Raw genomic sequence first — 20,137 nt, forward strand, 5'->3', positions numbered from 1 at the left:
CACACGACCGTTTTACCCTCAAACCACGAGGCAGATCATGATCCGCGAAGAATTCCTGCGTTTAGCCGCGTCTGGCTATAACCGTATCCCTGTTGCCCACGAAACCATTGCTGACTTCGACACCCCGCTGTCGATCTACTTGAAGCTGGCCGATCAAGCCAACACCTACTTGCTCGAGTCGGTGCAGGGCGGTGAGAAATGGGGGCGTTACTCAATTATTGGCTTGCCGGCACGCACAGTGCTGCGCGCCTACGAGCATACCGTCATTGTCAGCATCGATGGCGTCGAGACCGAGCGCCACGAATGTGAAGATCCGCTGGCGTTTGTCGAGCAATTCAAAGAGCGCTACAAAGTTCCGACCTTGCCGGGCTTGCCACGTTTCAATGGTGGTCTGGTCGGTTATTTTGGCTACGACAGCGTGCGCTACGTTGAAAAGCGCCTGGCTGTTTGTCCAAATCCGGACCCGCTGGGTAATCCAGATATTCTGTTGATGGTCTCGGATGCGGTGGTGGTCTTCGACAACCTCGCGGGCAAGATGCATGCAATTGTCTTGGCCGATCCAGCCTTGGAAGATGGTTTTGAACAGGCTCAAGCGCATCTGCAAGAAATTCTGCACAAGCTGCGCCAGCCCATCGAACCACGCCTTGGTGTTGACCTGAATGCACCTGTGGGCGCGGAGCCGGCGTTCCGTTCAAGTTTCAGTCGCCAAGACTACGAACGCGCGGTTGATACCATCAAGGAATACATTTTGGCGGGCGATTGCATGCAGGTCGTGCCATCGCAGCGCATGTCGATTGATTTCAAGGCTGCGCCGATTGATCTGTACCGGGCACTGCGTTGCATCAATCCGACACCCTATATGTACTTCTTCAATTTTGGCGATTTCCACGTCGTTGGCAGTTCGCCGGAAGTGCTGGTGCGGGTTGAAGACAACCTCATCACCGTACGCCCCATCGCAGGTACGCGGCCGCGTGGAGCCAATGAAGAGGCCGACCATGCGCTGGAAGTCGATCTGCTGTCCGATGCCAAGGAAATTGCCGAGCACCTGATGCTGATTGACCTTGGGCGCAATGACGTGGGCCGTGTGGCCAACACCGGCAGTGTCAAACTGACCGAGAAAATGGTTATCGAGCGCTACTCCAATGTCATGCATATCGTGTCCAATGTTACCGGCCAGTTGAAGCCGGGGCTGACGGCGATGGACGCGCTGCGTGCCATTCTGCCTGCGGGTACCTTGTCCGGCGCACCGAAAATCCGCGCCATGGAAATCATTGACCAGCTAGAGCCGGTCAAGCGTGGGGTATACGGCGGCGCGGTGGGTTATATGGCCTGGAATGGCAATATGGACACAGCCATTGCAATTCGTACGGCAGTCATCAAGAACGGTGAGTTGCATGTGCAGGCGGGTGGCGGGATTGTTGCTGACTCTGTCCCTGAACTCGAGTGGGAAGAAACGCTGAACAAGCGCAGAGCCATGTTCCGCGCTGTTGCCCTAGCCGAACAATCTCACTGAGGAGCCTGCCATGTTACTGATGATCGATAATTACGACTCCTTTACCTACAACGTGGTGCAGTACCTCGGTGAGCTGGGTGAAGAGGTCAAAGTCATACGCAATGATGAATTGACCATTGCTCAAATCGAGGCGCTAGGGGCTGACCGGATCGTCGTGTCGCCGGGGCCTTGTACGCCGAATGAGGCGGGCGTTTCGCTTGAAGTGATCAAGCACTTCGCTGGCAAGTTACCGCTGCTTGGCGTGTGCCTGGGACACCAAAGCATCGGCCAGGCCTTCGGTGGCGATGTGGTGCGTGCGCGCCAGGTCATGCACGGCAAGACCAGCCCGGTTTATCACCAGGATAAAGGTGTCTTTGCCGGGCTCAATAACCCTCTGACCGTAACGCGCTATCACTCATTGGTGGTCAAGCGTGAGACCTTGCCCGACTGCCTTGAGTTGACCGCCTGGACCCAAACTGAAGATGGGGCGGTCGATGAAATCATGGGCCTGCGCCACAAAACCTTGAATATTGAAGGGGTGCAGTTCCATCCTGAGTCTATTCTCACTGAGCAAGGTCATGAGTTGTTTGCCAACTTCCTCAAACAGCAAGGAGGCGCGCGCTGATGGACATCAAGCAAGCCCTTAACCGGATCGTCAGTCAGCTCGACCTGAGCACCGAGGAAATGCAGGACGTCATGCGTGAAATCATGACTGGCCAGTGCACCGAGGCGCAGATCGGCGCTTTCTTGATGGGCATGCGCATGAAGAGCGAGACGATAGATGAAATCGTCGGTGCTGTTTCAGTCATGCGTGAGTTAGCCAGCCATGTGCTGTTGCCGAGCCTGGATCATGTCGTCGATGTGGTCGGGACGGGCGGTGATGGCGCGAACATCTTCAACGTTTCAACCGCAGCAAGCTTTGTTGTGGCTGCGGCGGGCGGCAAGGTTGCCAAGCACGGTAATCGCGCTGTTTCGGGTAAAAGTGGCAGTGCTGATTTGCTTGAGGCGTCTGGCATCTATCTGAATCTGACGCCGGAACAGGTGGCGCGCTGCATTGATAGTGTCGGCGTCGGCTTTATGTTCGCCCAGGTCCATCACAAGGCTATGAAGTATGCGGCTGGGCCTCGTCGAGAGCTGGGGTTGCGTACCCTGTTCAATATGCTCGGCCCGCTGACCAATCCGGCAGGGGTGAAGCATCAGGTTGTCGGCGTGTTCAGCCAGGCTTTGTGCCGACCGCTGGCTGAGGTGCTTAAGCGCCTTGGCAGCAAGCATGTTCTGGTGGTGCATTCGCGCGATGGCCTAGATGAGTTCAGCCTCGCCGCAGCGACCCATATTGCTGAGTTGAAAGACGGTCAAGTCAGCGAGTACGAAGTGCTTCCTGAAGACCTGGGCCTGAAGAGCCAGAGCCTGGTTGGGCTCACGGTCGACAGTCCCGAGGCATCGCTGGAATTGATTCGCGACGCCTTGGGCAAGCGGAAAACCGAGGCGGGCGAAAAGGCCGCGGACCTGATCGCGCTCAATGCTGGTGCGGCGCTGTATGCCGCTGATCTGGCAAGCACCCTCAAAGAAGGTGTGCAGTTGGCTCACGATGCTTTGTGTACTGGCCTTGCGCGCGAAAAAATGGAAGAGCTGGCATCATTCACTGCAGTATTCAAACAGGAGAGCGAAGGGTGAGCGTGCCAACAGTTCTGGAAAAGATTCTTGCGCGTAAAGTCGAAGAGGTTGCTGCGCGCAACCGCATTACCAGTCTCAGTGAATTGGAACGTGATGCGCGGGCTGCGGATGCGCCGCGAGGCTTTGCTCTGGCACTGCTTGAACAGGCTGCTGCGAAGAAGTCGGCAGTGATTGCCGAGATTAAAAAAGCTTCGCCAAGCAAGGGTGTGATCCGTGAGGATTTTGACCCCGCAGAGCTAGCCAAGTGTTACCAGGAGGGCGGTGCAACCTGCTTATCGGTATTGACCGATATCGACTTCTTCCAGGGCGCTGACCACTTCTTGCAGTTGGCGCGCAACGCCTGCTCGCTGCCGGTGATCCGCAAAGACTTCATGATTGACCCTTATCAGATTGTCGAGTCCCGTGCGTTGGGCGCCGATTGCGTATTGCTCATTGTCTCGGCATTGGACGATGGGCAAATGGCAGAGCTGGCAGCGACAGCTAAATCATTCAACCTTGATGTTCTGGTCGAAGTGCACGACTGTCATGAGTTGGAGCGTGCGTTACAAACGCTGGATACTCCGCTTATCGGTATCAACAACCGTAACTTGCATACCTTTGAGGTCAACCTTGAGACGACCCTGGAGTTATTGCCGCGGATTCCGCGTGAGCGCCTTGTGGTGACCGAGAGCGGCATCATCAATCGTGCGGATGTTGAGTTGATGGAAATCAACGAAGTGTATGCATTTTTGGTCGGCGAAACCTTTATGCGTGCAGAAAAGCCAGGGGTTGAGCTTGAGCGCCTGTTTTTCCCGGACCGCAAGCGTTTGATCAGCAGTAACCTTGATGTTGATTAAGGGCTGATGCCGAGCACCTAGCTGCCGCAGGCCATGGCCGTAAAGGCAAAAAAAACCGCTACTTCAGTCTGCCTGAGTAGCGGTTTTTTTATGCAGCTTTCTGCACTGTAGCGCTATCAGCGCGTGCCGAAAACAACCATGGTTTTGCCTTTGACATGGACCAGGCCCTGTTCTTCGAGGGCTTTGAGTACACGGCCAACCATTTCACGGGAGCAGCCGACGATCCGACCGATTTCCTGGCGAGTAATTTTGATCTGCATGCCATCAGGATGAGTCATCGCATCTGGCTGCTTGCACAGATCAAGCAGGGTGCGGGCCACACGCCCGGTTACATCAAGGAATGCCAGGTCGCCCACTTTGCGGGTGGTATTGCGCAAGCGTTCAGCCATTTGGCTGCCCAGCGCGTAGAGAATGTCCGGGTCCTGTTCCGTCAGTTCGCGGAACTTGGTGTAGCTCAGTTCAGCAACCTCGCACTCGGTTTTTGCGCGGACCCAGGCGCTGCGCTCTTTATCGGCGCCTTCTTTATCAAACAGGCCCAGCTCGCCGAAAAAATCGCCAGAGTTGAGGTACGCGATGATCATCTCGCGGCCGTCGTCATCTTCAATCAGGATCGTTACCGAACCCTTAACAATGAAGAACAGTGTTTCGCAGCGGTCACCCGCATAGATGATGGTGCTTTTTGCCGTGTAACGACGGCGATGACAATGTGCAAGAAGCTTGTCGAGGTTCTTTATTTTAGGTGTAAGGGTTATTGCGACCATGCCCGAGTCCCGAAATATAAAAATGTGTGCCTTGTGTATTGCAGGCGTTTTCTTATTAGTTATGTGAGCTAGTGTGCCAGTAAAGTGGCGTCAGCTTAACCAACACTATCTTACACAGACTCATTTTGCGACCCAGCTAGCAACATTGAGTTGAACTTTTACTAAAGTACGGCTATAGCCGGGTGTTTAGAGGGCTGTGATAAGCTGCTGGCCTTTTGGTCAGCGGAGGCTTGGTAATGAAAGCGCGCATTCAATGGGCTGGCGAAGCCCTGTTTATTGGTGAGTCGGGTAGCGGTCACGCCGTGGTTATGGATGGCCCCCCTGAAAGCGGCGGGCGCAATCTGGGTGTGCGGCCCATGGAAATGGTGCTGATTGGCCTTGGTGGCTGCAGCAATTTCGATGTGGTGAGCATTCTCAAGAAGTCACGCCAGGCAGTTGAAAGCTGCGAGGCGTTCCTTGAAGCCGAACGGGCGGGAGAAGAGCCCAAGGTGTTCACCAAGATTCATCTGCATTTCGTGGTCAAGGGCCGTGGTTTGAAAGAGGCGCAGGTCAAGCGCGCGGTTGAACTCTCGGCTGAGAAGTACTGTTCTGCATCAATCATGCTGGCTCGCGGGGGCGTTGAGATCACCCACGACTACGAGATTGTCGAACTCGGTCAGGCTCAATAAGCTGCGATAAAGCGTCTTCACCTGATGTTTTAGCCTGCTGCTGACATCCTTTTATCATTTGCAGCGTTCACACTCTGGCGGGCGTTGCTTTGCATCTGCATAATGGCGCCCCTTTTTAGGGGCGCTATGCGCTTCGTACACATAACCAAAATCGCCAAAGCGAAGAGGTGTTAACCGTCCTACGCAACCGAGTATTTCACGGTTGACGGGCATGCTCGACCACGCGGCCTTGCCGCTTTCTATAGAGAGTTTTAAAACGGTGAAAAGCAGACTCAAGCTCCATGGGTTCAACAACCTGACCAAGACCTTGAGCTTCAACATCTATGACATCTGCTACGCGGAAACGCCGGAAGACCAGCAGGCCTATGTTCAGTACATCGACGAAGAATACGATGCTGAGCGCCTGACGCAGATTCTCACTGATGTTGTTGACATTATCGGTGCCAATATCCTCAACATTGCCCGCCAGGATTACGAGCCGCAAGGCGCTAGCGTAACCATCCTGATTTCCGAGCAGCCGGTTGAGCCGACCGAGAGCCAGATCGAGGAATCGCCAGGCCCGCTGCCTGAGACCATCCTTGCGCATCTGGATAAAAGCCACATCACCGTACATACCTACCCGGAAATCCATCCGGTAGATGGTATTGCCACTTTCCGGGTTGATATCGACGTATCGACTTGCGGCGTGATTTCACCGCTCAAGGCGCTGAATTACCTGATTCATCAATTTGATTCGGATATCGTGACTGTCGATTACCGAGTGCGAGGCTTTACTCGCGACGTTGAAGGTAAGAAGCACTTTATCGACCATGAAATCAATTCAATCCAGAATTACCTGTCCGATGACACGCAAGACGCCTATCAAATGACGGACGTCAACGTGTATCAGGAAAACCTGTTCCATACCAAGATGTTGCTCAAGAACTACGACCTGGATGATTACCTTTTCGGTGACGCCACCCGTAGCCTGACACCAGAGCAGCGCCAGCAGGTCGAAGCGCGCTTGCGTCACGAGATGCTGGAGATCTTCTACGCGCGTAATATGCCCAAGTAGATGGTCTGCTGAGTAAAAGAGCCCGCTAATGCGGGCTTTTTTATAACTATTCAGTCCTCATCAATCTCGCGCTGATTGATCGCTGCAGCTGGACGGTGGTTGTCAGCAAAAATATGCTGGAATGCGCCGATCTGGTCTGCGGACAGCTGCAATGGCTGCTCAAACAATACCCATTGCACGCCTTCGGTGCAGGGAGGCGTGGTCAACGATCCCTTGTAGAAAAAGTGCTTGCTGGCGCTGGGCAAAATCATACTGAGATCAGGTGCCTGTGCTTGGCTGATTGCCACATGCGTGCCCTTTTTCTGCGGCAACATTTTGCTCCAGATGTGCTCAAGCTGGGCGTTGTTCTTGCCGCTCTCTATCATGGCTGCCACCACTAATAACGAGCCATCCGGCGCCTGGTTGACCCAATGCATTTCCATGGGAAAACGTTTGCCGTTGAACAGGTGTTCACTTGGGGAGTGGAAATGGAACTGCAGCAGCTTGTAAGTCTTGCCCTGAAACTGAAGGTTGCTGTCACCCGCTACGTTGGCTTGGATCGAGTGACCATTGTTGACAAGGTTTAGCGGGCTGCGTTGATAGTTAATATTGAGACTGGCTGATGCCGCATTGATATGTGTTGTGCTGGCGCGGGGTATATCGATAGGTGATTGCGCAGTGCCCTTGGCACATGTTGCGAAGCTGCCGCTGGTGTCGAGCATGGCCCAGTGATCAGGGGCATTGTTACCAGAATAGCTCCATTCGCTTGCAAGGCTGTACAGCGGTAATACGGCGAGCAGGCTGGCAATCAGTTTTAATCGAATTGGTCTAACGGGCATAAGCACATTCCTTGTGTTTTATAGGGCGAAGCGTTTGCTGCCCAGTCGAGCGTCCTACCCGACTAAGCCTTGCTGGTATCGGCCTGCTGCTGACTTGGCCTGGCGTCAGATTCGGTAAGCGCTCTTGGTCATGACTTTTGACAGCAGGGTCATGCCGAACTTTACCGGTCTTGGGAATTTGATCCCGCCTGCTTCAAGCGCGGTGTTGGCGTGATGGCTTTCGTCTTCACGCATTTGTTCGAGAATTGCCCGGGTCTTTTCGTCATGCTCGGGCACTTGCTCCAAGTGCTCATCCAAGTGTTTGACCACTTGGTCTTCAGTGGCGGCCACAAATCCCAAGCTCACTTTGTCGCTGACCAGGCCAGCGAGGGCACCAACACCGAACGACAAGCCATAAAACAGTGGATTGAACACACTTGGGCGTCCGCCAAGTTGGTGAATACGCTGCTCGCACCAGGCAAGGTGATCGACTTCCTCGTCTGCGGAATGTTCCATTGCCGCCCGAACCTCGGGCAACTTAGCGGTCAAGGCCTGGCCTTGATACAGCGCTTGAGCGCAAACCTCGCCGGTATGGTTGATGCGCATCAACCCGGCAATGTGTTTAGCCTCTTGTTGGTCAAGCTCAGTTTCCGGCTGCACAACAGCGGGTGATGGGCGCGTTGGCTGGCCGCTGAACGGCAGCAGCGTGCGCAACGCAACATCAGCCTGCAAGAGCAGGCGATCAACAGGTGAGTATTGGCGGTCACTGGCCATGGGATAACCTCCGGCGAGAACAATTGCCTACAGTTTACGCTAATCGCTGGAACAAGGCTTGACCGAGATCAGCCGGGCGCGCAGCGCGCTTGTCGCGTATGGCCGTTCGCTCATGATAGTGGCTGAATATGGATTATTAATTTCACTGAGTCTTTCAAGCGAAACCCTGAGCAGTTACAAGATTATCTTTGCCTAGGGCTTTACTATCTTGAAATGGAGCCATGCGTCTATTGCGGCGCCAATGTTTGCGCATCGCTGCTAACAGGCCGGTAATAGAGGGGAGTTGCTGTGAAAAACGATATACATGATCTCGGCCTGGTGCTCGATTCGAAAGTCAAGCTGGTGCTGATCGAGTCTTGGGATGAGTTGCGCGTGCTGCAAACGCTCACCAGTCTGGCAGTCAAGCGTAGCTTGGGCCTGTACACCTGGTCTGTTACTGACGGTTTGCAACACCTGGGCTTTGCCACTGAGATGTCCAGCCAGGAAGGATCACATGAGCCTGAAGCGGCATTGCGCTTGATCAAGGCTGATCCGCAACCCAACCTTTATGTCATGTGTGACTTGCATCCGTTCTTGCCAGATAACCCGAAACTGGTGCGCTTGCTCAAAGAAATTGCCATGAATGAGAGCCAGCACAAGCCGACGCTGGTGCTGGTTTCACATGCGTGCAAGCTACCGCCGGAAATTCAGCGCTACGCCGCGCGTTTCAGCCTGGCATTGCCGGGGGAAGATGAGTTGCTGGCCATCGTTCGTGAGGAAGCGGCGCGCTGGAGCGAAGGTAATCGTAATATTCGTGTACGCACCGACAATCGCACGCTGCAGCAGGTGGTGAAGAATCTACGCGGGATGAGCCATGCCGAGGCGCGCATTCTGGCGCGCAAGGTGATCTGTGATGATGGAGCAATCACCCAAGAAGATTTACCCGAGTTGAATAAAGCCAAGTCGCAACTGCTTGATCTGGAAACTGTACTCAGCTTTGAGTCTGAAACTGCACGCTTTGCCGATGTAGGTGGCCTGGAGAATCTCAAACGCTGGTTGGCTGACCGGCAGTCCGCTTTTGTTGAGGCCACCAGCCAAGACGTGCCCAAGGGCGTGCTGTTGGTCGGTGTTCAAGGTGGCGGTAAGAGCTTGGCGGCCAAGGCCATTGCTGGTATCTGGGGGTTACCGTTGCTGCGCCTGGATTTCGCCAGTCTGTATAACAAGTTTTTCGGCGAAACCGAGCGCAACCTGCGCGAAGCCCTGAAGTTGGCTGAGCAGATGTCGCCCTGCGTGTTGTGGGTCGATGAAATCGAGAAAGGTCTGGCCAGCGGTGACAACGACGGCGGCGTAAGCCAGCGAGTGCTGGGAACGCTTTTAACCTGGATGGCTGAGCGCAAGTCTTCGGTGTTTATGGTGGCCACCGCGAACGTCATCGAGCGTCTACCGCCTGAGCTGGTTCGCAAAGGCCGGTTTGACGAGATGTTCTTTGTCGATTTGCCCAATGCCGCTACCCGCGAGGATATTTTCAGTATTCATCTCAAGCGCCGTGAGCTTGATCCTCAGCAGTTTGATTTGAAATTGCTGGCCAATGCCACTGAGGGTTTCTCAGGTGCAGAGATCGAGCAGGCGGTGGTCAGTTCGCTGTATGCAGCCCAGGCACGGCAGCAGCCAGTGGATATCGCGATACTGCTGCAAGAGATTCAGACGACCTCGCCGTTATCGGTGGTGATGGCAGAGCATCTTGAGACGTTGCGCACTTGGGCGAAAGATCGAACGGTACCTGCCAGCGACTAGTGTTGAGCGAGAAATTGGCGATTGATTCGCGCGCTGATTTTTCGCACTAACCAGCGCGGGGCCAGCTTGGGCGAGAATGCCAGCAGACGGTTACGCCAGCCGGGAATAATTATTGCGCGGTTCTTATCCAGTGCGCGGACGGTCGCCAGCGCCACCTCTTCAGCGCTCATCATCAGCTTGCTGCTCGCCAGGCGCCTGTCATCCAGCGCTGCTTTGCGAAAAAATGCACTTCGCGTTGGCCCAGGGCAGAGCACTGATACGCCCACACCATGCTCCTTGAGCTCTTCGCGCAATGCCTCGGACAAATGCAGCACATAAGCTTTGCTGGCGTAGTAATTGGCCATCCATGCCCCAGGTTGAAAAGCGGCTACGGAGGCGACGTTGAGAATCTGGCCGTTACCCTGGCCTGCCATGACATTGCCAACTGAGTGACACAGCCGCGCCAAAGCCAGCATGTTGACCTCTATCAGTTGTTGTTCCTGTTGCCAGTCCTGAGCGACGAATGCGCCGGAAGTGCCGAGCCCAGCGTTGTTGACCAGCAGATCAATGGAGTAGGTGCCTTCCTCCAGTTCCATCAGCAACCCGGTTAATTGGGTTGGCTTGCTCAGGTCGCAAGCACGGATTAACACCTCGACCGAAAAGCGCTGGGCAAGCTCTGCGGCAATAGCTTCCAGCGCTTCACGTTGACGAGCCACCAGCAGCAGGTGGCGTCCGCGCCGGGCCAGTGCTTCAGCCAGGGCCAAGCCAATACCGCTTGTGGCGCCGGTTACTAAAGCATATCGAGACATGAGGTATTACTCCGTGATGGGGCCAGCGTTGGCCCCATGCTTACAAGGCAACAGGCCTTGGCTTACGGCTCAAGACCTGAGAAGGCAGTAGGCATTGCGATACCGACGATAACAGCAAGCCCAATGAAGGCAATCCACAGGCCAGCAAGAACCTTAACCGCTGTCGTGTTGGGGGGTGGCATTGGGCCGTAACGGTTGGGGCCATTAGTGCCGGGCATTACCAGCATCACCAAACTGAAGATGCTGCCCACCACAGGCACGATAGTAATGAGAAGTAGCCATCCAGACCAGCCGAGGTCATGCAGGCGCTGAACGTTGATCATCACACCGACTATGACCACCGCAACACTGAGCATGACCATCAAGATAACGCCAACAGCCGTTGATAGGGCAAAACCTGCTGCTGCGATACCAAACACCGGCGCGCAAACCAACATCAATATCAGTGTCCACGCCAAGAAGCGCAGGCGGCCAATACGACCATCGGTGGTAAATGGCTTGAGTTCGCCAAACTCGGGCAAGCGCTCGCCCACCGGCGCTTGCGGTGGGGCGTACGGCGTATGTCCAGCAGGTGCCGGCGCTGCTGCAGTTGCTGCAGGTGCAATTTTGGCTGCTTCTTCTTGCAAGGCCTGGCGTGCCAGAAACTTCTCGATAACGATGCCACAGGCTGAGCATTCGATGGCTTTATCCTGTCGATGCCCGCACTTTGGGCACTGCATGGTTTCAGCCGACTCTGGCGCTTGTTTATGGTCTTCGGTATCAACCAGTGACAGGCTCGCAGCCAGGTCCGGCTCTTTCATGGCTTTGGCGCCGGCATTGTGCAACGCTGCCAGGTACCTGTCCGCTTCGTCCTCCTGCAGGTCACGCTTGAGCGCGATCGGGCTGCCGCTGAAGAGAGTATTGATTCGAGCGTTATCACTTTTAAAAAGCTTGGCTAGATTGTCCTTGGCTGTCTCAAGTGCCACCCCGGGCATTAGTTCACCACTGAAAACAATCTTGAAACGAGCTTGAGTCATGCGAGCTTTCCTTGTCGGCGCTAGTGTGTCGTTAATGCGGCAATTACGCCGTTGGATTAAGCCTAGAATATAAAGGCCGAATTTCCTCGGGCGCATGCCGGGCGGCAGTAAAGTGCCGATTAAAGCATTAGTGGCGATATGCCTTTAAGCGACAGTGATTATTGATTCACTCAGCGCTGTTGTAAATGCAGGACTCGCTCTTGAGCGGCTTTGTACTCGTGATCCAGTCGTGAAATCAGGGATTTGACGTCTGGAATTTCATTGATTTCGCCCACGCCTTGGCCAGCCGACCATACGGTTTTCCAGGCTTTGGCTTCATCATTGATTGGCTTGAGTTTCTCACCGTAATTAACCTCACCTTTTTGCTGCAGCTGGGCCAGGTCATAGCCCGCACGCTGCAAACTCTGGCGCATAAAGCTTGCCGGGATACCTGACACCGCCGGGGTGTGGATGATGTCGGCAGCCTTGGCTTCGGTAATCATCTGTTTGTAATCCGCTTCGGCGTCACTCTCCTGGGTGGCAATAAAACGGGTGCCCATGTAGGCAAGGTCTGCCCCAAGAATTTGCGCTGCCAGAATTTCATGGCCGTGATTCAGGCAGCCGGAAAGCAGCAAGGTTTTATCGAAGAACTGACGCAACTCGGCAATCAATGCAAACGGACTCCAGGTCCCGGCATGGCCACCGGCACCCGCGGCGACAGCAATCAGCCCGTCAACCCCTGCTTCTGCAGCTTTTTCGCCGTGGCGGCGAGTGGTGACATCATGGAAAACCAGCCCGCCATAACTGTGCACCGCATCCACCACCTCTTTAACTGCGCCCAGGCTGGTGATCACTATAGGTACGCGTTTCTCGACACAGATTGCCAGGTCGGCTTGCAGGCGAGGGTTGGTGCCATGAACGATCAGGTTCACCGCATAGGGCGCTGCGTTGTCATTGAGCCCTGCTTCAATTTCATCAAGCCATGCGCGAAAGCCACTGCTCTCGCGCTGGTTGAGCGCTGGAAAGCTGCCGACTATCCCGTTGTTACAGCAGGCGGTCACCAAACTTGGGTTGGACACCAGGAACATTGGTGCGGCAACAACGGGCAGGCGTAAACCTTGTTCGAGCAATTTGGGTAATGACATCACAGCACCTTATTTGAGTTGTATATGGGTTGGGATGAGATCAGAACGGGCGAACGATCACCAAAATCACAATGCCAATCAAAGCCAGCACCGGCGCCTCGTTGAACCAGCGGAAATACACATGGCTGCGGGTATTCTCACCTAAAGCGAAGCGTTTTAGTTGTGCTCCGCACATGTGTTGATAACCAATCAGAAGTATCACCAATACTAGTTTGGCGTGCATCCAGCCTTGGCTGAAGTAATAGCTTGGGTTGAGGCTGATTAATGCCGCACCAAAAACCAGGGTGGCGAGCATGGCGGGGGTCATGATGCCGCGATACAGTTTGCGCTCCATGATGCAGAAGCGTTCGCGGCTGAGACTGTCTTCACTCATGGCGTGATAGACAAACAGGCGCGGTAAATAAAACAGCCCGGCAAACCAGCAGACCATGGAGATGATGTGTAACGCTTTGAGCCACAAGTAGAGCATTTAGACCAACCTGAACAAATTAATACCCCGATAGTAGTGCTCCGATACGCATCCGTCATCACTGCTAGTTGGCCGCATCGTCTCAGGGCTTTATTATCAAAGGCTTTCCAGTGGCTTTCTGTAGGGGGCAAGTAATGATTAAGGTCGGAATCGTCGGCGGCACAGGTTATACCGGTGTCGAACTGCTGCGTTTATTGGCGCAGCATCCGCAAGCTCAAGTGGCGGTCATTACTTCGCGCTCTGAAGCAGGGCTACGCGTTGACGAGATGTATCCAAATCTGCGCGGCCACTATCCGGACCTAGCGTTCAGCGTTCCTGATGTGGCTACCCTTGGCGCCTGTGATGTGGTGTTTTTTGCCACGCCGCACGGTGTTGCCCATGCCTTGGCCGGCGAGTTGCTTGATGCAGGCACCAAGGTTATCGACTTGTCTGCTGACTTTCGCCTCGAAAACGCTGAGGAATGGGCCCAGTGGTACGGCCAGCCGCACGGTGCCCCCGGGTTGTTGGCTGAAGCGGTTTATGGCTTGCCAGAGGTCAATCGTGAAGCCATCAAGGGAGCGCGCTTGATTGCGGTACCCGGCTGCTATCCCACTGCGACCCAGTTGGGCTTTTTGCCGCTGCTTGAGGCCGGCTTGGCCGATCCGAGCCGCTTGATTGCGGATTGCAAGTCGGGCGTTAGCGGTGCTGGGCGTGGGGCCAGTGTCGGTTCACTGTTCAGTGAAGCTGGCGAAAACATGAAGGCTTATGCAGTAAAAGGTCATCGTCATTTGCCTGAGATTAGTCAGGGCCTGCGCCGGGCTGCTGGCCAGCCTGTCGGCTTGACCTTTGTCCCGCATCTAACGCCGATGATCCGCGGTATTCATTCAACCCTTTATGCAACAGTGGCTGATACTTCCGTTGATCTGCAGGCGCTGTTTGAAAAACGCTATGCCAATGAGCCCTTTGTCGATGTGATGCCGGCAGGCAGCCACCCGGAAACCCGCAGCGTGCGTGGCGCCAATGTATGTCGTATCGCCGTACATCGCCCGCAAGGCGGCGAGCTGGTCGTGGTGCTGTCGGTTATCGATAACCTTGTCAAAGGTGCGTCGGGCCAGGCCGTTCAAAACATGAATATCCTGTTTGGCCTGGATGAGCGCGCTGGTTTGTCGCACGCCGCTTTGCTGCCCTGATGGCGGGGTGGGAGGTACGTCCGAGCGGTCCTGATCGCTCAGGGCGGATGCGTTTTTTGGTCTTGGTGCTACTGCTTGCTTTGCCTGCGGCATTTTATGGCGGAGTGCACTGGGAGCGTCAGCAGACAGACACCCTCGCGGGGCAAATCAAACCGATGGCCAAGCGACTGGCTGAGCAAGAAGCTCAGTTGGATGACTTGCGCGCCCAGGTCGCGATCGCGACTAGCGGGGCGAGCGTCGCCGAAAAGGCCAATGAGCAAAACCGCCTGACGATTAAGTTGCTTGAAGAGCAAATCTTCAAAGAACAACAGGATCTTTCTTTCTATAAAGGCGTACTTGCGCCTGCTAGCCGACGTAAGGGCTTGCGAATTCGAACCTTTGAGCTGCAGGCAACAGAAAATCCGCAGCGCTTTCGCTACAAAGTGTTGCTCAGTCGGGTAGGTAAAGACGACAACCCGCTCAATGGCCAGCTGCACATCACGGTCGAGGGTAGCCAGGGTTCAAAGGATAAAGTGGTGCTTGAGCTTGCGAGCCTGACTCGAAGTGAGTTTGTAACCTTCAAGGGCAAGCTGATTCCTTACACCTTCAAGCATTTCAAATCGATCCCTGATGCAGGCAGGTTTGCCGAGCTTGAATTGCCTGCCGGTTTTGAACCGAGTCAGATACGAGTGCGTGCCGAAATTAAAGGCGAAAAACCGCTGGAGCGCACCTTCAAATGGTTAGACAAAGAGTAAGTAATCCCTATGTGGAATAAAGAAAAATCCAAACCTGACCTGCAGCGTTTTAGCGGCAAGACCAGCCTGATTGCTGCCGGTGCTGCCTTGAGCGGTGACTTGAAGTTTTTGGGCGCTGTCCAGGTCGATGGGCAAGTCAGTGGTAATCTGATCACCAGCGAAGGCATGGTTCGCATCAGTGTTGAGGGCAAGGTTGAAGGCGAGATCCGCGCACCCCATATAGTGATTGATGGTGAAGTCGTAGGTAACGTCTACGCCAGCAAGAACCTGGAACTGGGCGCGCGTGCACGTGTGCAGGGAAATCTGTATTACGGCCTGATGGAGATGGCAATGGGCGCGCAAATCGAAGGTAGCCTGTGTCATCTAAAAGATGAGGCGCGGCCGCTGGAGCTCCCAGAAACTTTGGTTGATACCGAGGCTGATGTTGTACAATAGTTGACCTCTTTTGTAGGGTAAGCGGATAATAGCCGCAACGCAGTATGGCGCTTAGCGCCGGGAGATAGTCAGCATGAGCGTCGAAACCTTCACCCCCACGGCTTTGCAATTTACTCAAGGTGCTGCAAGCAAGGTGAAGAGCCTGGTTGATGAGGAAGGTAATCCTCGTTTGAAACTGCGTGTGTTTGTCACAGGCGGTGGTTGCTCTGGCTTTCAGTACGGCTTCACCTTTGATGAAGAACTCGCGGACGATGACACTATCGTCGAGCGCGAAGGGGTCAGCCTTGTGGTCGATCCAATGAGCTTCCAGTATTTGGCTGGTGCTGAAGTCGATTATCAAGAAGGGCTTGAGGGGTCGCGGTTCGTGATCAAGAACCCTAACGCAACCACTACTTGCGGCTGTGGCTCGTCCTTTTCTATTTAAAGGCCAGCCCTAGCCCCTGTTGCTGGGTAAAAGCTACAGCCCATGAAAAGGCCGCGAATATCGCGGCCTTTTTTGTTGTGCCTACGCAGGGTAGATGGCGCCTAAGATGCGTAATCCGCTAGCGCCCGTCACGCTCGGACGGTTTGCACAAATTTTCTCCAGGCAGCAGTGTGCCAGCCAGGCGAAGGCCATGGCTTCAACCCAGTCGGCAGGCACGCCATAAGCTGCAGTGCTTGATACCTGGCAACTCGGCATCAGCTGTGCCAAGCGCTGCATTAGGGCTTTGTTGTGCGCGCCGCCACCGCAAACAAGTAATTCTTGAGTATTGGTCTGGGCCGCTTGCAGCGAGTCGACGATGCTTTGCGCTGTCAGTTCGAGCAGGGTGGCTTGCACGTCTTCAGGCTTATAGCTGGGCAGCGTTTCAATCTGGCGTTCAAGCCAAGCGAGGTTGAACAGTTCGCGCCCGGTACTTTTCGGGCCCGAGGTCTGGAAGAAGGCATCCGCATAGAGTGCGTTGAACAGATCTGGTTGAACTTGGCCACTGGCCGCCCATGCACCGTCGCGGTCATAGCTCTGCTGTTGCTGGCGCTGGATCCATGCATCAAGCAGCACATTGCCTGGCCCACAGTCGAAACCATGGACGTGGCTGTCTGCTTCAATCAGGCTGAGGTTGCTGAAACCGCCAATATTAAGCACCGCTCTGGCGCCTTGGCCTTCGCCGAATAGCGCCTCATGGAATGCTGGAACCAGCGGTGCACCCTGACCACCAGCGGCTACGTCACGGCGCCGGAAATCTGCAACCACGGTAATTCCGGTAAGCTCGGCGAGGAGGGCGGGGTTATCGATCTGGATGGTGAACCCGCGTGCCGGCTCATGCCGAACCGTCTGGCCGTGGCTGCCAATCGCGCGGATTGATTCGGCTTTTAATCCCGAGTCGGCCAGTACCTGAGCGACACCTTGGGCTGCCAGTTTGACCCAGCGCTGCTCGGCAAGTGCTGCTCGTGCCAACTCATCTGCGCCTGATGAGCACAGTGCCAAAAGCTCTGCGCGTAGGTCATCAGGCATCGAAATATAGTGGCTTGCGACGAGACGGGTATTGCGCTGTTGTTCGATCAGGGCGATGTCCAGACCATCGAGACTGGTACCAGACATCACACCTATATAGTAAGGCATCGCAACTTAGCGCTTGTTTTGCGCGAGCATGGTGTTGCGCTCTTGATCCATCTGCGCCATCAATGGTTTGGCCACTGCCATGAACCGAGCCTTTTCGCTTTTGGCGATTGGATCTGCCATCGGCAGCTTTTGGCTCAGCGGATCAACATGGACACCATTGACCTGGAACTCATAGTGCAAGTGCGGGCCGGTGGACAGGCCGGTGGTGCCGATGTAACCGATAATCTGGCCTTGCTTGACCGTGCCGCCAGTGCGGATGCCCTTGGCAAAGCCCTGCATGTGGCCATACAGCGTCCGGTAGCGGTTGCCATGCTGGATGATGACGGCATTGCCGTAACCGCCACGGCGCCCGGCAAGGACAATTTTTCCATCACCGGTTGCTTTGATCGGGGTGCCGCGAGGGGCTGCGTAGTCAACACCCTTGTGCGCGCGGATCTTGTTCAGGATCGGGTGGCGACGGCCGTTGGAGAAGCGTGAGCTGATGCGTGCGAAATCCACAGGGGTGCGAATGAACGCTTTGCGCATGCTCTTGCCATCGGCTCCGTAATAGGTGGTATTGCCGCGTTTATCGGTGTAGCGCACTGCCGTGTAGGTTTTACCGCGATTGGTAAAGCGTGCGGACAGGATGTTGCCGCTACCGACGCGCTTGCCATCGACCATTTTGTCTTCGTAAATCACTTCAAACTCATCGCCATTGCGAATATCCATGGCGAAGTCGATGTCGTAACCGAAAATATTAGCCAATTGCATGGTCAAGCTATGCGGCAAGCCGGCGCGCTGGCCTGCTTGTGACAAAGAGCTGCGAATTACGCCGTGTGCGTATGAGTCGAGAATTTCGGGCTTAACCAGATCGCGTTTGAATGAATAGCCGTCAGCAGTCTTGGTGATGCTGACGGTCTCCATACTGCTCAGCTTGCTGCTTAGGCTTTCAAATTCGCCTGCATCGTTGACCTTGAAGTCCAAAACCTGACCCGCTTTGATGCGCGTGAGTTTCTTCGCTTCTTTGCTGCTGCTAAGCACTTCGTGCAGTGTACTGGCCGGGATATCGGCCCGCTCGAACAAGGTCGACAACGTATCGCCTTTCTCAACAGTCAGTTGACGTTCGTTAGGGTTCTTGGGTGGTTCGGCAAGTTCAGGCGCTAATTCGGGGGTCGCTAAAGCTGTATTTTCGGATTGTGTTGGTGTGGCGATCTTGGCGAAGGGCGTCGGCACCGGATCTTCTGGGTTAATCAGGCTAGCTGCATCGCTACCTGGTTCAAACTGCTCAGCAGGGTTGTCTAAATCCAGGCCGATGTAGGTTTTTTTCGCTTCTACTTCACGTGTGGGAAATACTAAAAGAGCAAGACTAAGGATGGCGGCGACCCCGCTGGCCGCGAGAATGTGGGTTTTGGGGTACAGGGGGGGCTTTTTGCTAGTTATATTTGTCATAGGTGGCTTTTGGCTACGAAAAGATGAAAAGAAAAATAAATAAAGAAGGTTGTACATGATGAATATGTACTAACTGTATAAAATATAACCAAATTGCCCTTGAGGCAACCCTCGTTGTGGCTCTCAAGGTGTAAGTTTGTTTGTCGCTTGGCAAAACTTGTCATTTGTCAGCGATCTTGTATCGTTGTTCACCTTTATTTTTAGTGGTTATGAGTCCCTGCCATGAAGTCGGTTGAAGAGCAGCTAGCGCTTATTAAGCGTGGCGCAGAAGAAGTCCTGGTTGAATCCGAGTTGGTCGAAAAGCTCAAGCGGGGCGTGCCGCTGCGTATCAAGGCGGGCTTTGATCCAACCGCGCCTGATCTGCATCTCGGGCATACCGTGCTTATTAATAAGCTTCGCCAGTTCCAGGAATTGGGGCATCAGGTGATTTTCCTGATTGGCGATTTCACCGGGATGATCGGTGATCCGAGCGGCAAGAGTGCAACGCGCCCGCCGCTGACGCGTGAGCAGGTCTTGGATAATGCCGAAACCTACAAGGCTCAAGTGTTTAAGATTCTTGATCCAGCCAAAACCGAGGTTGCATTCAATTCGACTTGGATGGAGCAGTTGACCCCGGCCGACTTCATTAAGCTGGCTTCGCAATACACAGTGGCGCGCATGCTTGAGCGCGATGACTTCGATAAGCGCTATACCACCAACCAGCCGATTGCGATCCATGAGTTCCTGTATCCGCTGGTACAAGGCTATGACTCGGTTGCATTAAAGGCAGATGTGGAGCTGGGTGGTACCGATCAGAAATTCAATTTGCTGATGGGGCGTGAACTGCAGCGTTCCTATGGCCAGTCTTCCCAATGCATTGTCACCATGCCTTTGCTTGAGGGCTTGGATGGCGTTAAGAAGATGTCCAAGTCACTGGGCAACTATATTGGTATTCAGGAATCGCCAGGTGCTATCTACAACAAGCTGGTGTCGATGCCTGATTCGTTGATGTGGCGCTACTTCGAGCTCTTGAGCTTCCGTTCTATGGATGAGATCAATCAGTTCAAGCTTGATGTCGAAGGTGGTGCTAATCCTCGTGATATCAAGATCAAACTGGCAGAAGAGATTGTTGCGCGCTTCCATGGTGAAGAGGCTGCTGCCAATGCGCATCGTTCTGCGGGTAACCGTATGAAAGAAGGCGAGCTGCCGGAAGATCTGCCTGAAGTCGAACTGTCCGCAGCGGAAGATATGCCTATCTCCGCCCTGCTTAATAAAGCAGGGCTGGTCAAGAACGCAGCTGCTGCTCGTGACCTGCTGGGGAATGGCGGGGTGCGCGTCGACGGAGAAGTGGTTGAGCGTACCTATATAGTTAAACTGGGCACGACTCAGGTTTACCAGGCGGGCAAGAAGGCATTTGCACGAATTACCCTGAAAGCTGAATAAAACCCTTGACGGCAAATCTGAGGTGCCTATAATGCGCACCTCTTCCGGCGTAGACCTCTCGGAAAACCTCTTGTAAAACAAGAAGTTAGCTTAAAAAGAGGGGTTGCAAAACAGTGAAAGCTGTGT

The 20,137-nt window shown here is 54.5% G+C and carries 21 protein-coding genes; 12 read left to right on the plus strand and 9 right to left on the minus strand.

All coding sequences use genetic code 11. The annotated features are described in order from the left end of the window. The first annotated feature begins 37 nt into the window (after window positions 1–37). Genes trpE through trpC form a run of 4 tightly spaced genes read left to right on the plus strand, consistent with a single transcriptional unit; the run spans window position 38 to window position 4,002 of the window. Window positions 38–1,513, plus strand: a complete 1,476-nt coding sequence (trpE, locus tag AACY26_RS16365) for an anthranilate synthase component I (RefSeq protein WP_339515659.1) — start codon at window positions 38–40, stop codon at window positions 1,511–1,513. Window positions 1,514–1,523: 10 nt separating this feature from the next. After that, the gene (locus tag AACY26_RS16370; RefSeq protein WP_339515660.1) at window positions 1,524–2,117 is read left to right on the plus strand and encodes an aminodeoxychorismate/anthranilate synthase component II; all 594 of its coding nucleotides are present in this window, start codon (window positions 1,524–1,526) and stop codon (window positions 2,115–2,117) included. Beyond that, window positions 2,117–3,166 carry an anthranilate phosphoribosyltransferase gene (gene trpD / locus AACY26_RS16375; RefSeq protein ID WP_339515661.1) on the plus strand — a complete coding sequence of 350 codons (1,050 nt, stop codon included), beginning with the start codon at window positions 2,117–2,119 and terminating at the stop codon, window positions 3,164–3,166. The genes AACY26_RS16370 and trpD overlap by 1 nt, the downstream gene beginning before the upstream one ends. After that, complete coding sequence (trpC, locus tag AACY26_RS16380; protein ID WP_339515662.1) at window positions 3,163–4,002, plus strand: indole-3-glycerol phosphate synthase TrpC; 840 nt, start codon at window positions 3,163–3,165, stop codon at window positions 4,000–4,002. The genes trpD and trpC overlap by 4 nt, the downstream gene beginning before the upstream one ends. Before the next feature lie 116 nt (window positions 4,003–4,118). Here trpC and crp read toward each other — a convergent pair whose 3' ends face one another. Then, window positions 4,119–4,763 (minus strand): cAMP-activated global transcriptional regulator CRP, encoded by a 645-nt coding sequence (gene crp, locus AACY26_RS16385; protein ID WP_010486147.1) that lies wholly within the window; start codon window positions 4,761–4,763, stop codon window positions 4,119–4,121. A 236-nt stretch (window positions 4,764–4,999) separates the two neighbouring features. Here crp and AACY26_RS16390 point away from each other — a divergent pair, with 236 nt between their 5' ends. Further along, window positions 5,000–5,431, plus strand: coding sequence for an OsmC family protein (locus AACY26_RS16390; RefSeq protein WP_089361160.1), 432 nt, complete (start codon window positions 5,000–5,002; stop codon window positions 5,429–5,431). Between the two features lie 259 nt (window positions 5,432–5,690). After that, window positions 5,691–6,485: an adenosylmethionine decarboxylase gene (gene speD, locus AACY26_RS16395; RefSeq protein WP_010486151.1), complete on the plus strand. Its 795-nt coding sequence runs from the start codon at window positions 5,691–5,693 to the stop codon at window positions 6,483–6,485. A 50-nt stretch (window positions 6,486–6,535) separates the two neighbouring features. Here the strand turns inward: speD and AACY26_RS16400 are convergent, their stop codons facing one another. After that, entirely contained in the window at window positions 6,536–7,303 is a 768-nt protein-coding gene (locus AACY26_RS16400) for a carbonic anhydrase (protein ID WP_339515663.1), read from the minus strand. Window positions 7,304–7,408: 105 nt separating this feature from the next. Next, a complete protein-coding gene (coq7, locus tag AACY26_RS16405) occupies window positions 7,409–8,056 on the minus strand; it encodes a 2-polyprenyl-3-methyl-6-methoxy-1,4-benzoquinone monooxygenase (protein WP_339515664.1) in 648 nt (215 codons plus the stop codon). A gap of 288 nt (window positions 8,057–8,344) precedes the next feature. Here coq7 and AACY26_RS16410 point away from each other — a divergent pair, with 288 nt between their 5' ends. Continuing rightward, window positions 8,345–9,829 (plus strand): AAA family ATPase, encoded by a 1,485-nt coding sequence (locus tag AACY26_RS16410; protein ID WP_339515665.1) that lies wholly within the window; start codon window positions 8,345–8,347, stop codon window positions 9,827–9,829. On the opposite strand, the gene AACY26_RS16415 is transcribed toward AACY26_RS16410, so the two are convergent. From AACY26_RS16415 to hemJ, 4 genes are all read right to left on the minus strand, one after another. Next, on the minus strand, window positions 9,826–10,617 hold the full coding sequence (locus AACY26_RS16415) for an SDR family NAD(P)-dependent oxidoreductase (RefSeq protein WP_339515666.1): 792 nt from the start codon (window positions 10,615–10,617) through the stop codon (window positions 9,826–9,828). The genes AACY26_RS16410 and AACY26_RS16415 overlap by 4 nt on opposite strands. 62 nt (window positions 10,618–10,679) lie before the next feature. Beyond that, complete coding sequence (locus tag AACY26_RS16420; RefSeq protein ID WP_339515667.1) at window positions 10,680–11,633, minus strand: DUF805 domain-containing protein; 954 nt, start codon at window positions 11,631–11,633, stop codon at window positions 10,680–10,682. A gap of 170 nt (window positions 11,634–11,803) precedes the next feature. Continuing rightward, window positions 11,804–12,757 carry an NAD(P)H-dependent flavin oxidoreductase gene (locus AACY26_RS16425; RefSeq protein ID WP_339515668.1) on the minus strand — a complete coding sequence of 318 codons (954 nt, stop codon included), beginning with the start codon at window positions 12,755–12,757 and terminating at the stop codon, window positions 11,804–11,806. A 40-nt stretch (window positions 12,758–12,797) separates the two neighbouring features. Further along, window positions 12,798–13,226, minus strand: a complete 429-nt coding sequence (gene hemJ, locus AACY26_RS16430; RefSeq protein ID WP_339515669.1) for a protoporphyrinogen oxidase HemJ — start codon at window positions 13,224–13,226, stop codon at window positions 12,798–12,800. A 134-nt stretch (window positions 13,227–13,360) separates the two neighbouring features. Between hemJ and argC the strand changes: the two genes are divergently transcribed. The 4 genes from argC to erpA all read left to right on the plus strand — a co-directional run bounded on the left by argC (window position 13,361) and on the right by erpA (window position 15,988). Continuing rightward, window positions 13,361–14,395, plus strand: a complete 1,035-nt coding sequence (gene argC, locus AACY26_RS16435) for an N-acetyl-gamma-glutamyl-phosphate reductase (protein ID WP_339515670.1) — start codon at window positions 13,361–13,363, stop codon at window positions 14,393–14,395. A gap of 47 nt (window positions 14,396–14,442) precedes the next feature. Next, complete coding sequence (locus AACY26_RS16440; RefSeq protein ID WP_339515671.1) at window positions 14,443–15,129, plus strand: DUF6776 family protein; 687 nt, start codon at window positions 14,443–14,445, stop codon at window positions 15,127–15,129. 9 nt (window positions 15,130–15,138) lie between these two features. Then, on the plus strand, window positions 15,139–15,564 hold the full coding sequence (locus AACY26_RS16445) for a bactofilin family protein (protein WP_339515672.1): 426 nt from the start codon (window positions 15,139–15,141) through the stop codon (window positions 15,562–15,564). Between the two features lie 73 nt (window positions 15,565–15,637). After that, window positions 15,638–15,988, plus strand: coding sequence for an iron-sulfur cluster insertion protein ErpA (gene erpA / locus AACY26_RS16450; protein ID WP_010486164.1), 351 nt, complete (start codon window positions 15,638–15,640; stop codon window positions 15,986–15,988). 81 nt (window positions 15,989–16,069) lie between these two features. Here the strand turns inward: erpA and AACY26_RS16455 are convergent, their stop codons facing one another. Both AACY26_RS16455 and AACY26_RS16460 read right to left on the minus strand, forming a co-directional pair. After that, window positions 16,070–17,161 carry an anhydro-N-acetylmuramic acid kinase gene (locus tag AACY26_RS16455; RefSeq protein WP_339515673.1) on the minus strand — a complete coding sequence of 364 codons (1,092 nt, stop codon included), beginning with the start codon at window positions 17,159–17,161 and terminating at the stop codon, window positions 16,070–16,072. Window positions 17,162–17,167: 6 nt separating this feature from the next. Next, the gene (locus AACY26_RS16460) at window positions 17,168–18,589 is read right to left on the minus strand and encodes a peptidoglycan DD-metalloendopeptidase family protein (RefSeq protein WP_339515674.1); all 1,422 of its coding nucleotides are present in this window, start codon (window positions 18,587–18,589) and stop codon (window positions 17,168–17,170) included. A gap of 222 nt (window positions 18,590–18,811) precedes the next feature. On the opposite strand from AACY26_RS16460, the gene tyrS reads away from it, so the two are divergent. Further along, window positions 18,812–20,011 carry a tyrosine--tRNA ligase gene (tyrS, locus tag AACY26_RS16465; RefSeq protein WP_339515675.1) on the plus strand — a complete coding sequence of 400 codons (1,200 nt, stop codon included), beginning with the start codon at window positions 18,812–18,814 and terminating at the stop codon, window positions 20,009–20,011. Window positions 20,012–20,137 lie beyond the last annotated feature (126 nt).

The sequence above is a fragment of the Pseudomonas sp. RL_15y_Pfl2_60 genome, from assembly GCF_963970595.1.
GTDB lineage: Bacteria > Pseudomonadota > Gammaproteobacteria > Pseudomonadales > Pseudomonadaceae > Aquipseudomonas.